Origin of the sequence: Streptomyces hainanensis (genome assembly GCF_004348415.1) — a bacterium.
In the GTDB taxonomy this organism is placed as follows: Bacteria; Actinomycetota; Actinomycetes; order Streptomycetales; family Streptomycetaceae; genus Streptomyces; species Streptomyces hainanensis.
Genome location: NZ_SMKI01000207.1, coordinates 1 through 13,173 on the forward strand (window position 1 = coordinate 1; position 13,173 = coordinate 13,173).

11 protein-coding genes are annotated in these 13,173 nt (G+C 73.0%); 4 read left to right on the forward strand and 7 right to left on the reverse strand.

Features of this window, described 5'->3' with window-relative positions; all coding sequences use genetic code 11:
• Window positions 1-48: 48 nt before the first annotated feature.
• Both E1283_RS19580 and E1283_RS19585 read right to left on the reverse strand, forming a co-directional pair.
• Complete coding sequence (locus tag E1283_RS19580) at window positions 49-1,653, reverse strand: thiamine pyrophosphate-binding protein (RefSeq protein ID WP_132819392.1); 1,605 nt, start codon at window positions 1,651-1,653, stop codon at window positions 49-51.
• 31 nt (window positions 1,654-1,684) lie between these two features.
• A complete protein-coding gene (locus tag E1283_RS19585; RefSeq protein ID WP_132819393.1) occupies window positions 1,685-2,512 on the reverse strand; it encodes a type 1 glutamine amidotransferase domain-containing protein in 828 nt (275 codons plus the stop codon).
• A gap of 229 nt (window positions 2,513-2,741) precedes the next feature.
• Between E1283_RS19585 and E1283_RS19590 the strand changes: the two genes are divergently transcribed.
• From E1283_RS19590 to E1283_RS19600, 3 genes are read left to right on the forward strand one after another with little or no spacing between them, the layout of a single operon-like run.
• On the forward strand, window positions 2,742-4,706 hold the full coding sequence (locus tag E1283_RS19590; protein ID WP_132819394.1) for a maltotransferase domain-containing protein: 1,965 nt from the start codon (window positions 2,742-2,744) through the stop codon (window positions 4,704-4,706).
• Entirely contained in the window at window positions 4,699-6,438 is a 1,740-nt protein-coding gene (gene treS / locus E1283_RS19595; protein ID WP_132819395.1) for a maltose alpha-D-glucosyltransferase, read from the forward strand. Before E1283_RS19590 ends, treS begins: the two co-directional genes overlap by 8 nt.
• A complete protein-coding gene (locus E1283_RS19600; RefSeq protein WP_132819396.1) occupies window positions 6,435-7,862 on the forward strand; it encodes a maltokinase N-terminal cap-like domain-containing protein in 1,428 nt (475 codons plus the stop codon). Before treS ends, E1283_RS19600 begins: the two co-directional genes overlap by 4 nt.
• A gap of 95 nt (window positions 7,863-7,957) precedes the next feature.
• Here the strand turns inward: E1283_RS19600 and E1283_RS19605 are convergent, their stop codons facing one another.
• A complete protein-coding gene (locus E1283_RS19605) occupies window positions 7,958-9,400 on the reverse strand; it encodes an MFS transporter (RefSeq protein WP_132819397.1) in 1,443 nt (480 codons plus the stop codon).
• Between the two features lie 280 nt (window positions 9,401-9,680).
• Window positions 9,681-10,571, reverse strand: a complete 891-nt coding sequence (locus E1283_RS19610; protein ID WP_132819398.1) for a LysR family transcriptional regulator — start codon at window positions 10,569-10,571, stop codon at window positions 9,681-9,683.
• A 130-nt stretch (window positions 10,572-10,701) separates the two neighbouring features.
• Here E1283_RS19610 and E1283_RS19615 point away from each other — a divergent pair, with 130 nt between their 5' ends.
• Window positions 10,702-11,577 carry an oxidoreductase gene (locus E1283_RS19615; RefSeq protein WP_132819399.1) on the forward strand — a complete coding sequence of 292 codons (876 nt, stop codon included), beginning with the start codon at window positions 10,702-10,704 and terminating at the stop codon, window positions 11,575-11,577.
• A gap of 27 nt (window positions 11,578-11,604) precedes the next feature.
• Here the strand turns inward: E1283_RS19615 and E1283_RS19620 are convergent, their stop codons facing one another.
• The 3 genes from E1283_RS19620 to E1283_RS19630 form a co-directional block, all read right to left on the reverse strand.
• A complete protein-coding gene (locus tag E1283_RS19620) occupies window positions 11,605-12,021 on the reverse strand; it encodes a nuclear transport factor 2 family protein (RefSeq protein WP_132819400.1) in 417 nt (138 codons plus the stop codon).
• A gap of 82 nt (window positions 12,022-12,103) precedes the next feature.
• A complete protein-coding gene (locus E1283_RS19625) occupies window positions 12,104-12,796 on the reverse strand; it encodes an EthD domain-containing protein (protein ID WP_132819401.1) in 693 nt (230 codons plus the stop codon).
• A 30-nt stretch (window positions 12,797-12,826) separates the two neighbouring features.
• Window positions 12,827-13,173, reverse strand: a 347-nt coding sequence (locus E1283_RS19630) for a muconolactone Delta-isomerase family protein (RefSeq protein ID WP_243744956.1), incomplete at its 5' end; no start/stop codon positions are given.

Consider the following 13,173-nt stretch of genomic DNA (forward strand, 5'->3'; position numbering starts at 1 on the left):
TGTGTATAAGAGACAGGGTGTGGAGCGGTGCGGGCCGGTGCGGGCCGGTCAGTCGACGGCCAGGTCGATCAGGTAGGGGCCGTCGTGGGCCCACATGGCCTCGACGGCGGCGTCCACCTCGTCGGGCTTGGCCACCCGGCGGCCGGGGACGCCGAGTGCCGCGGCCAGTTCGACGAAGCCGATCTCGGGCCTGGTCAGGTCGAACGCCTCCGGGTAGGCGTGCGGGGCGATGCCCTGTTCCCGCCAGTACTGCTCGATGTTGAGGTCGAGCAGCCGGTAGCGGCCGTTGTTGCAGATCACGAACTTGGCGTCGACCTGCTGCCGGGCGGCCGTCCAGAGCGCCTGGAAGGTGTACATGCTGCCGCCGTCCCCGGTGAAGCCGACGACCGGCAGCTCGGGGCGGGCCAGCTTGGCGCCGATCGCGCCGGGGATGCCGACGCCGAGCGAGCCGCCCCTGGTCTGGAAGAAGTGCCCGGGCCGGCGCGGCGGCAGGTGCCTGGCCAGCGGGCCGCCCGCGGTCAGCGCCTCGTCGAAGACGACGAGGTCGGCGGGGCCGCGCGCGGCCAGGGTGCGGGCGAAGCGTTCCATCAGGGACTCGTCGCCCTGGGCGGCCGCCGCGTCCCGGGCCGCGACCGGGCCGCTCGGCGTGCGGCCGCGCGGGCCGAGCGTCTCGGCCAGGCCGGCGAGCGCCGCCTTCGGGTCGGCGACGATGCCGAGGTCGACCGGGAAGTTCTTCGCGATCTCGTAGGCGTCCAGGTCGATGTGGACGATCCTGGCGTCGGACCTGAAGGGGCTGTCCAGGTGGGGGAAGACCTCGGGGAAGACGTAGGTGCCGACGATCAGCACCCCGTCGGCGTCGCCGACCACCCGGGCACTGTCCTTGCCGAACATGTGGCCGAGCTGGCCGCCGTACAGCGGGTGGGTGGTGTCGAAGTTGACCTCCGACGAGTTCACCCCCCACACCGGCGCGCCGAGCCGCTCGGCGACCGCCGTCAGCTCGGGCTGGGCGTCGCTGGTGGCGACGCCGTCGCCCATCAGGATCAGCGGCCGCCGGGCGGCGGACAGCATCCGCCCGGCCTCCCGCAGCGCCTCGGCGCTGGGCGCGACCCGGGTGTCGAGGATGCTGGTCGGCACGGCGGGCTCGGTCGTCAACTCGTCGAGCACGTCGGCCGGCAGCACCACGAGCACCGGGCCGCGCGGCGGGGTCATGGCCATCTTCACGGCGCGGCGCAGCACCCGCAGGGTGGAGGCCGGGTCGATGACGCGGGTGGCGTACTTGACGACGGGTTCGGCCATCGCCACCAGGTCGGCGGCCATCTGGGCGTCCATCGCGTCGTAGCGCACTCCGGCCTCGCCGGCCACCACCACCAGCGGTGAGCCGCCGCGCTTGGCCTGGTAGAGCATGCCGATGCCGTTGCCGAGGCCGACCCCGCTGTGCAGTTGGACCAGGGCGGGCCGCCGGGCGGCGCGGGCGTAACCGTCGGCGATGCCCACGGCGGCGCCCTCGTGAAGCGTCGGGACGTAGGTCAGGCGGTGGTTCCTCGACTCGTCGAGGAAGCCCTGCTCGACCGTTCCCGGGTTGCCGAACATGTAGGTGATGCCATCGGCCGCGAACTGCTCGAAGATGGCGGCCTTTCCTGGCCTGGCGCGCATGCGGGATCTCCTCTCTGGCGGCTCGGTCGGGTTACCAGCCGTGCCGGCGCAGGCCGTTCTCCAGCACCTCGACGAGCAGTTCGCCGGAGGGGATGGAGTCCGGGGTGGAACGGGCGGTCACGAAGGGGTAGTCGACGATGACCGAGGTCTCCTTGCCGACGTTGCCGTGGAAGGCGCCCTCCGGCCCCGTGGCGTCGCGCAGGATGTACTCCAGCGGGTACGGCGGCGGGCCCATGTTGAAGTCGACGCCGAGGAAGCCGGTGCCGTCCTTGTAGTCGTACTCCTTGGGGTGCCCGGTGACGTGCTTGCCCCACAGGATGCTGGCGCGGTCCTCCCACTCGCGGGCGAAGGCCAGCACGGCGACGCCGTAGCACTCGGCGAGGATCGGCTTGTCGGCCTTGACGAAGGCCAGCACCAGCTCGTGCAGCCGCTCGTTGTTGGCCAGGTCGACGATGGGGCCGCTGCCGCCGACGATGACCAGGCCGTCGAAGCCCGACACCAGGTCGCCGGTGGCCCGGTCGAGGCGGGCGTGGTACTCCTCCAGCTCCCGCAGGTGGTTCAGCGCGCTGTAGTAGGGGCGTTCGGGGATGAGCGCCTGGAGGCTGACGGGGTTGTCGAGGCGGTCCGACTCGTCGAGGTCGGCGGCGCGCCTGGCCATGTCGCGGGTGGTGACCGAGCGGCCGAGCGGCGGGTCGACGTACTCGGGGTCGACGCTCGGCGGCAGGGCGTGCGCCCGCTTGCCGGTCGGGGTCATGAAGGTGATCTGGTAGCCCTGCCTGTCGAACGCCTCGACCGGGCCGACGAGTTCCTCGCCCCAGTAACCGAATTCTGACAGGACCACGAGTATCCGCTTGGACATTCGTTCACTCCTCAACTGGCTGAGATCCGGGCGAAGTCCGGAATCGGGACCTCGCCGTGGTGGGCACGGTTGAAGTACATCCCGTGGAATGGACGGGTCACAAGGAATAGCCGGCCGGCACCGACCACTCGTCCAAGTTGACGGAGTGCGACATTTCCCCGGAGTTTCCAGCGTCGAGTTCCCCGCCCCTTCGCACCATTAACAAGAAGCCTTGAGAAAGGGGCAGATAATGAGTCGTCGCCTGGTCATAACCGACCTGGCTCCGGTCGTCGACGGGGGTCGGTATCCGGCGAAGGGAGTGGTGGGAGAGCATATTCCGATCGGCGCCACCATCTGGCGTGAGGGCCATGAGTCCCTCGCGGCCGAGGTCGTCCTCGAACCGGCCGTCGGCACGGCCGGGGCCCACACGGTCCCGCTCGCGCTCGTCGACCCGGGGCTCGACCGCTGGGAGGGGCGGGTCGTCCCCGCCCACGAGGGCCTGTGGACCTACCGGGTGCGGGCCTGGAGCGACCCCTGGGCGACCTGGCGGCACGCCGTCGACGCCAAGGTGACCGCCCGGGTGCCGCTGTCGCTGCTGGCCAACGACCTGGAGACCGGCGCCCTGCTGCTGACCCGGCTGGCCGAGGCCAGCCGCGACCCGCGGCCGGCGCGCGCGGCGCGGCTGCTGCGGGACGAGCGGCTGCCGCTCGCCGACCGGCTCGCCGAGGCCACCGGCCCCGAGATCGACGCGCTGGCCGCGGCGCACCCGGAGCGCGAGCTGCTGACCCAGGGGCCGGCGCACCGCATCCTGGTGGACCGCGAACGGGCGCTGTTCGGCTCCTGGTACGAGATGTTCCCGCGCTCCACGGGCGGGTTCGACGACCGCGGGCGGCCGGTGCACGGCACCTTCGCCACCGCCGCGGCCCAGCTGCCGAGGATCGCGGCGATGGGCTTCGACGTGGTGTACCTGCCGCCCGTGCACCCCATCGGCCACACCCACCGCAAGGGCCCCGACAACGCGTTGACCGCGGACCCCGAGGACGTGGGCTCGCCCTGGGCGATCGGCTCCCCCGCCGGCGGACACGACGCCGTCCACCCGGCGCTGGGCACCGTCGCCGACTTCGAGGCGTTCGTGGCCGCGGCCCGGGACCTGGACCTGGAGGTGGCGCTCGACCTGGCGCTCCAGTGCTCGCCCGACCACCCGTGGACCCGCGAGCACCCCGAGTGGTTCACCCGCCAGCCGGACGGGAGCATCGCCCACGCCGAGAACCCGCCCAAGCGGTACGAGGACATCTACCCGCTGAACTTCGACAACGACCCGGCGGGCCTGCGCGCCGAGATCCTGCGCGTGACCCGGTTCTGGGTCGGGCGCGGGGTGCGGATCTTCCGCGTCGACAACCCGCACACCAAGCCGCTCGGGCTGTGGGAGTGGCTGATCAGGGAGATCCGGCGGACCGACCCCGACGTGCTGTTCCTGGCCGAGGCGTTCACCCGCCCGCCGCTGCTCAAGGGGCTCGCCAGGGCGGGGTTCAGCCAGTCCTACACCTACTTCACGTGGCGCACCGGGAAGGAGGAGCTGACCGACTACGCGCTCGAACTGGCCGGCGACGCCGACTTCCTGCGGCCCAACCTGTTCGTGAACACGCCGGACATCCTGCACGCCAGCCTCCAGCACGGCGGGCCGCCGGCGTTCGCGCTGCGCGCCGCGCTGGCCGCCACCCTCTCCCCCACCTGGGGCGTGTACTCGGGCTACGAGCTGTTCGAGCACCGGGCGTTGCACCAGGGCAGCGAGGAGTACCTGGCGTCGGAGAAGTACCAGTTGCGGCCCCGCGACTACGAGTCGGCGGACGCCGCGGGCAACTCGCTGACGCCGTGGCTCACCGAGCTGAACCGGCTGCGCCGCGCCCACCCGGCGCTGCGCCAGCTGCGCGGGATCCGCTTCCTCCAGGTGGACAACGACTCGCTGCTCGCCTACCTGAAGACCGACCCGGGGACCGGCGAGTCCGTGCTGTGCGTGGTCACCCTCAACCCGTCGGGCGTCGAGGAGGGCGTGGTGCGCGACGTGCCGGCGGCCTTCGGCGAGGCGCCGGACGAGCCGCTGCTGCTGCGCGACGAGATCGGCGGCGAGGCCGCGCTGTGGAGCGGGGCGACCCGCGTCAAGCTGGACCCCCGCGAGTCGGTGGCCCTCGTCCTGGTGCGGGCCCGCCATGCGTGACCGCACCACGGCGCAGGCCGTTCCCGAGCCGGTGGCCACCGACTTCGCGTCGGCGCGGCCGGCGCCGGTCGACCCGGGCTGGTACAAGCGGGCCGTCTTCTACGAGGTGCTGGTCCGCGCCTTCGCGGACAGCGACGGCGACGGCGTGGGCGACCTGCGGGGCCTGACCGCCCGCCTCGACCACCTGAAGTGGCTGGGCGTGGACTGTCTCTGGCTGCCGCCGTTCTACGCCTCGCCGCTCCGCGACGGCGGCTACGACATCAGCGACTACCGGTCCGTGCTGCCGGAGTTCGGCACCATCGACGACTTCGTGGCGCTGCTCGACGCGGCCCACCAGCGCGGCATCCGGGTGATCGTCGACATGGTCATGAACCACACCTCGGACGCCCACCCGTGGTTCCAGGAGTCCCGCCACGACCCGGAGGGGCCCTACGGCGACTTCTACATGTGGGCCGACGACGACACCGGCTACCCCGACGCGCGGATCATCTTCGTCGACACCGAGACCTCCAACTGGGCCTACGACCCGGTGCGCGGCCAGTACTACTGGCACCGGTTCTTCTCCCACCAGCCGGACCTCAACTACGAGAACCCGCGGGTCCTCGACGCCATGACGGACGCGCTGCGGTTCTGGCTCGACCTGGGCATCGACGGGTTCCGCCTGGACGCCGTGCCCTACCTGTTCGCGCGGGAGGGCACCGACTGCGAGAACCTGCCGGAGACGCACGACTTCCTGAAGTCCGTGCGCAAGGTGGTGGACGACGAGTACCCGGGCCGGGTGCTGCTCGCCGAGGCCAACCAGTGGCCGCAGGACGCCGTGGCGTACTTCGGCGAGACCGGGCTGACCGGCGACGAGTGCCACATGGCGTTCCACTTCCCGCTGATGCCGCGGGTGTTCATGGCGCTGCGGCGGGAGGAGGCCGCGCCGGTCACCGAGATCCTGGCCAACACGCCGCACATCCCGGACGACTGCCAGTGGGGCATCTTCCTGCGCAACCACGACGAGTTGAGCCTGGAGATGGTCACCGACGAGGAACGCGCGTACATGTACGACGCGTACGCGCCGCACCCCAGGATGCGGGCCAACGTGGGCATCCGCCGCCGGCTCGCCCCGCTGCTCGGCGACGACGGCGACCGCCTGCGGCTGGCCACCGCGCTGTTGCTGTCGCTGCCCGGCTCGCCGATCCTCTACTACGGCGACGAGATCGGCATGGGCGACAACATCTGGCTGGCCGACCGGGACGCGGTGCGCACCCCGATGCAGTGGGACGACGGGCCCAACGCCGGGTTCTCCACGGCCGATCCCGACCGGCTCTACCTGCCGGTCGTCGCCACCCGCGACCACGCCCCGGACCGGGTGAACGTCGCGGCGCAGCTCACCGACGACGGTTCGCTGCTGCACTTCACCCGGCGGATGCTCCGGCTGCGGCGCGCCCACCCGGCGTTCGGCGAGGGCACGTTCACGCCGGCGGCGGCCTCGGACGAGGCCGTGCTGGCCTTCGTCCGCGACCACGCGCCGCCGGAGGGCCCGCGCGACCGGGTGCTGTGCGTCGTCAACCTGGCGGCCGGGCCGCGGACCTGCGCGCTGACCGTGCCCGGGGTGACCGGCGCCCGGCTGCGCGACCTGACCGACGGCACCGTGCACCCGGTGTCCGAGGGACGGCTCACCCTCGACCTGCCGCGGCTCGGTGTGCGGTGGTTCGCCGTCGAGGAACCGGAGGACCGGCCGTGACGGCGCCGGTCGAGATCCTCGACGCGCCCGAGGTCCGGGCGTCGCTCGCGGCCTGGCTGGCCGGGCAGCGCTGGTACGCGGGCGGGCGCGCCGGCCGGCTCGCCGTGGTCGACGCCCGGCCGGTCACCGTCGCCCCGCCGGGACCCACCACCCTCGTGCTGGCCGTGGTCAGGACGGGGGAGGCCGACGACCGGTACCAGCTGCTGCTCGGCCTCGGCCCGGCGGACGCGGTGCCCGGGTCGGCGGCGGTCGTCGCCGGGTACGGGGACACCGTGGTCTACGACGCGCTGGGCGACCCGCGGCTGGTCGGCGGCCTGGTCGCGGGGGTGCTGGCCGGGGCGGAGAGCCCCGGCCTGCGCCTCGTCCCGACCCCGGCCCCGCACGCGGCCGTGCCGCCGCCGGCCGTCCAGGGCGTCGACGCGCTGCCCGTGCGGCCGCTGGGCGTGGAGCAGAGCAACAGTTCGGTGGTGGTGGGCGGCCGGTACCTGCTGAAGGTGTTCCGCCGGCTGGTGCCGGGTCCCAACCGGGACCTGACCGTGCACCGGAGGCTCGCCGCCGCCGGCTGCCCGCACGTGCCGCCGCTGCTGGGCGCCGTCGAGGACGCGGCGTCCGGCACCACCTACGCCACCCTGGGCGTGTACCTGCCGAGGGCCGTGGACGGTTGGGCGCTGGCGCTGGCCGCCGCCGGAAGCTTCCTCGGCGGGCCGGCCGCGCCCGGCCGGCAGGCCCAGGCCGACCTGCGGGTGGAGGCGAGGACGCTGGGACGGGCGGTCGCGGTGGTGCACCGCGACCTCGCGGCCGCCGACGGGCGGGCCGTGCTGCGCCCGGTCGACTACCAGCGGATCGCCCGGCGCCTGGCGCACCGGCTCGACCGGGCGGTGGCCCTCGCGCCCCAGCTCGCGGCGCGCGCGCCGCGGCTGCGGGCCGAGTTGGGCGCGGTCGCCACCCTGGACAGCACGCCGCGGCGCACGGTCCAGCGCGTCCACGGCGACCTGCATCTGGGGCAGACCCTGCACACCACGACCGGCTGGCTGCTCGTCGACTTCGAGGGCGAGCCGCTGGCCGAACCCACCGAACGGGACCGCCCCGACTCCCCGTTGCGCGACCTCGCGGGCATGCTGCGCTCCTTCGACTACGCCGCCCACCACCCGCTGGGCGGCGCCACGGAGAAAGGGCCCGACGACCGGAGCTGGGTGCGCGCCGCGCGCTGGGCGACCCTGCACCAGCAGGCGTTCCTGGACGGTTACCTGGCGGAGGCCGGGCCGCAGGACGCCGGCGACCGGCGGCTGTTGCACGCCTACCTGGTGGACAAGGCGGTCTACGAGGTGGCGTACGAGACCCAGCACCGCCCGGGCTGGGCGTGGCTGCCGGAGCGGGCGCTCGACGGCCTGCTCGGCGGGGCGGCCGAGCGGGGCGCGGCCTGAGGCCGTCGGCTCCCGAACGTCCGAAGGCCCCGTTCTCCCCACGGTCGGGTGGGGAGAACGGGGCCTTCGGCCGCCGGCGGCGCGGCGGGCCCTGGTCAGGAGGCCCGGTCGCGGCGCGGCAGTCCGAGGAGCGCGATCAGCAGGCCCACCGTGGCCAGCGCGGCGGCGCCGAGGAAGGCGTTGCGGAACGCGGCCAGCGGGGTGGCGTCGGCGTCGCCGGTGGTGGCGGCGATGACGCCGGCGAGCACCGCGGTGCCGAGGCCGGCCCCCACCGCGTACGCGGCGGAGCTGAGGCCGGCCGCGACGCCCTGCCGCTCGTCGGCGACGGCGCTGACGCCGCCGATGTTGGCGGCGGACAGCACGGTGCCGCAGGCGAAGCCGTGCACCAGCAGGCAGGGCAGGATCAGCGTGAGGTAGCGGTCCTCCTCGCCGAGCACGGCGAACAGGCCGACGGCGACGGCCTGGAGGGCCAGGCCGAGCACGCTCACGAAGCGGATGCCGAACGCGTCGACCAGCCGGCTGGTGACGAACCGCGCGACGAGGAAGACGGTCACGCCCAGCGGCAGGATCGCCATCGCGATGCGGGCGGGGCCGTAGTCGAGGACCTCCTGGAGGTACAGCACCACGGCGAACTGCCAGCCGAGCGCGGCCGCGGCGTGTGTCAGGGCGACGAGGTAGGAGGCGCTGCGGGTGCGGGACCCGAAGATGTCGAGGGCGAGCATCGGGGCGTGGTGGCGGCGCTCGATGGCCACGAACACGAGGACCAGCAGCGGGGCGAGGGCGAAGGCGAGCAGGGTGCTCGGCGCCGACCAGCCGGTTTCGGGGGCCCGGACCACGGCCATGACGAAGAGCAGCAGCGCGGCCGTCACCACCAGCGCCCCGCCGGGGTCGTAGGAGCGGCGCGCGGCGCCGGCCGGCTCGGGCTCGTCGGGCTCGACGGCGATCGGCACCAGGGCCAGTACCAGCAGTGCCACCACTCCCGGCACGAAGAAGACGAGGCGCCAGTCGACGTCGGTCAGCAGCCCGGAGGCCACCAGGCCCGTGCACCAGCCGAGGCCGCCGGTGGCGCCGTAGATCGACAGGGCGCGGTTGCGCTCCCGGCCCTCGGCGAACCGGGTGGTGATGATGGAGAACGCGGCCGGTGCGGTGAACGCGGCGGCCACGCCCTTGATGAACCGGGAGGCGATCAGCGGCGCGGGCTCGGTCATCATGCCGCCCAGCAGGCTGGCGACGACGAACACCGAGAGGCCGACGATCAGCACCCGGCGCCGGCCCAGGATGTCGGCGGCGCGGCCGCCGACCAGCAGGAAACCGCCGTAGGCCAGCGTGTAGCCGGAGACCAGCCACTGTAACGAGGCGGTGCTCATCGAGAGGTCGTCGCGAATGCTGGGCAGCGCCACGCCCACCGTCGAGTTGTCCAGCGCGTCGAGGAAGAACACCGCGCAGGTGACCAGGAGGATCAGGCCCTTGCGGTGGTCCCGGGCGGTGTCCTCCGCCGCCGGTGCCACCGGTTTCGCCGTTTCGTTCGTGGATGTCATGGGATTCTCTCTCCCCTTCTCGCGGAAGTCGCGGAACGCCCGGAATTCCGTGGTGGGCACGGAATTCCGGGCACATTCCGAGCACACGGTAAAAGACGCGCGGGAGGCATGGGCGTGCCTCCCGCGCGGAAACGGGCCGCCGAGACGGCGATTCCGGTGCCGTCGGGTGGAGGTGCGGTTCGGAGAGGCACTCCGGCCGGCGTCGGAACGGTTTTCAGTATGCCGTCGGGCGCATGCCCTTCCGGAAAACGGGGCGGTTTTCCCGGACCACTTCGTGCAGTTAACGCGGTGGCTCGGCCGCCAACTCGCGCACGACGCGCCCGAATTCCCGGATGGCGTCGGTCTCCTCGTCCCGCGGCCAGGCGAGCGCCACCCGCATGGGCTCGACGCCGTCCAGCGGGACCCAGGCCAGGTCGGGGCGCGCGTAGTACAGCGCCATGCCGGCCGGCGCGAAGCAGATGGCGGCCCCGGCGGCCACCTGTTCGAGCATCTCCTCGACGTTGCGGTTGGTCGGCCCCCAGCGCGGGGTCGACCCGTCGGGCCGCGGCACCACGGCCCACCACTCCACCCAGGCGCGCGGGGCGTGCTCGGTCCAGGTCAGCGGCTCGTCCCTGACGTCCTCCAGGGTCACCCGCTCGCGGGCGGCCAGCGGATGGGCGGCGGGGAAGCCGACCACCCGCGACTCGACGTGCACCACCTCGGCGCACATCCCGGTGAGGTCGGCCGGCAGCCAGACGAACGCCACGTCCGCCCGGCCGTCGCGCAGCGCGGCGACCTCCTCGCCCCAGTCGAACCGGCGCGGCTCCACCCGGACACCGGGGTTCCGGCGGGCGAACTCGGCGCGGGACCTGGCGATCAGCTCGCCGGCCCCGCTCGCCTCGAAGCCGACGCGCAACGGCCCCACGCCGCCCCGCCGGTACGAGTCGGCCACCTCGGTGACGCGCTCGGCCTCGCGTATCGCGCGCCGCGCCGCGATCACGACGTCGCCGCCGGCCCGGGTCGCGGTGACCCCGCCGGCGTGCCGGTCGAAGAGCCGCACGCCGAGCTTGCTCTCCAGGGACTTCAGGGCGTACGACAGCGTCGGTTGGCTCACGTAGAGCCGCTTGGCGGCCCGCCCGAGGTTCCCCTCCTCGGCGATCGCGACGAGGTAGCGCAGCTCCCGAAGCTCCATGCCGCGATCATGCCCCACCCTGCGACCATAAAGGGGCTCTATCGGTCGAGTGATCGCCTCACTTGGACGGCCGGGCCGGGTGGATGCGACAACTGGGAGGCAGACAAGCCCACTCGGAGGTGTGTGCCACGTGAGTTCCCCTGACTCCGCCCAGTCGAGTACCGCCGTCGGCCGCGTCTGGCTGATCACCGGGACGTCGAGCGGTTTCGGTCGCGCCATCGCGGAGGCGGCGCTGGCCGCCGGCGACACGGTGGTCGCCACGGCGCGCCGGCCCGAGACGCTGGACGACCTGGTGGCCGCGTACCCGGACCGGGTGCGGGCCGTCCGACTGGACGTCACCGACAACGCCCGGATCGCCGCGGTGGTGGCCGAGGTGCTGCTCTGGTACGGGCGCGTCGACGTCCTGGTCAACAACGCGGGACACGGGCAGGTCGGCGCGGTCGAGGAGACCACGGACCGCGAACTGCGCGACCTGATGGACCTGCACCTGCACGGCCCGGCCGCGCTGACCCGCGCCGTCCTGCCGGGCATGCGCAAGCAGGGTTCCGGGGCCGTCGTGCAGATCAGCAGCTTCGGCGGCCAGGTCGCCTACCCGGGCTTCTCCGCCTACTGCGCCACCAAGTTCGCCCTGGAGGGCCTGTCCGAGGCGCTCGCGGCGGAGGTGGCGCCGCACGGCATCAAGGTGCTGATCGTCGAACCCGGCGCCTTCCGCACCGAGTTCTCCGGCGCCGGCCTGCACCAGTCGGCCGAACTGCCCGCCTACGCCGAGACGGTGGGCCAGACCCGGCAGTTCATCACCAGCATCGACGGCACCCAGCCCGGCGACCCGGCCAGGGCGGCCGAGGCCATCGTCGCGGCCCTCGACGGCGACAAGACCCCGCTGCGGCTGCCGCTGGGCAACGACGCCTACGACGGGCTGCTCGCCCACCTCGACGCGGTCCGCGAGGAGTTGACCGCCTGGGAGTCGGTCGCCAGGGACGTCGGCTTCCCCGACGCGTCCGCGTAGCGGGGCCCGACGCGGCCCCGGCCGGCGTCAGTCCTTCTTCAGGGCGCGCAGGATCTGCGACGGGTCGGTGTACGACTTCCAGCGCACGATCCGGCCGTTCCGCACGGTCAGCGCCTGGATGAACTCGATCTCGAAGACGCGGCCGGTCTCCCGGACCGTCGACACCTCGTGGATCACGCCCATCGCCTTCTCACCGTCCACCACCAGGTCGACCAGCGCCTCGTGGTTCACCTCGACGACGCCGCCGAACACCTTGAAGGTGTCCAGCACCTGGTCGCGGCCGCGGTAGCTGCCGATCCAGGTCATGGCGTCGTTGTAGCCGCGCACCACGTCGTAGTTGATCCACTCGACGTCGTCGGCCAGGCAGCCGAGCGCGGTGTCGATGTCGCCCTCCGTCAGGGCCGTGAACCAGGTCGTCGCGACCTCTCGCGTCGTGGGGGTCATGTTGGGTCCTCCCTCTCCTTCTCTTCCGTCGGATGCGTCGGATGCGTCGGTTCCTTCGGTGCCCCCGGCTCCGGGGCGGGCGCTAGCGCGGCTGCGGGCCGATCACCCAGTCCTGCCTGACCGTCAGCACGTGCAGGTAGCGCTCGTTGACGAAGTTCTTGTAGTCGGCCTCGACCGCGGCCTGTTGGGCCGTGGCCCGGGCCGCGCGCAGGCTCGCCAGGTCGTCGAACCAGACGTGGTAGGCCGCGTCGAACGGCGGCTCGCTCAGCGCGTACCAGGAGTCCCGCGTGAAGGACTGGTAGTAGCGGCCGACGCCGGGCAGCCCGCTGACGAGCGGGGCGTGCGTCTCCCGGCTGTGCCGCCGGAACTCCTCGACGCTGACGCCCTCGGCGCGCTTGGCCAGGATCACCTGCTTGATGCCGGGCTGCACCTGGTTCTCCGGCACGCCCGGCACCACGACCTCGGTGTCGGTGTCGAGCACCACGGACCGCCAGAACGCGGCCCAGCGGGGCTCGTCGAGGCGGGCGCCCTCCAGGAACTCCGGGGTCTGGAGCGAGGCGAGCTGCTCCTCCTCGTTGTTCAGCCAGATCTCGGCTATGCCGCTCCACAGCGGCTCGCCGTCGCCGGGCTGCGGGATGCGCGCGTCGATCGCGTACCGCCTGATCTGCGGGATGCGGCTGGCGTAGCGGACGGCGTGCACCTCGAGCCAGTACCGCTGGAACTCCTCCTCGGTCATGCCGGGCTTGGGCGCGGCGAAGATGAGCTGGTGGATCATGGTTCGACCTCCTCGGGTGTCGGCTCGGGCTCAGACCTTGTAGCGGGCGATGACGTCCTCGGCGAAGCCGGTGTAGTCGCGCAGCGGCCAGACCTCCTCGAAGTCCAGGTACTCGCGCATGGGCAGCCGGCCCAGGGCGTTCCGGTCGAGCTCCTCGGCGCTCGGGGCGTCGACGATGGCGATGACGCGCTTCTGGGCGGCCACCTTCCACAGCCCGATGCAGTAGCCGGAGTCGAGGGTCTCCTGGGCGTGCCTGGCCTCCTCCTCCTCGATCTCCCACAGCTCGTCGAGGGTGATCCGGCCTTCGTGGTTCCACTTCATCTGGACGTAGAACAGCATGGGCGTGCCTTCCTGGTGGGTGTCGGTTCCTCGGGGGT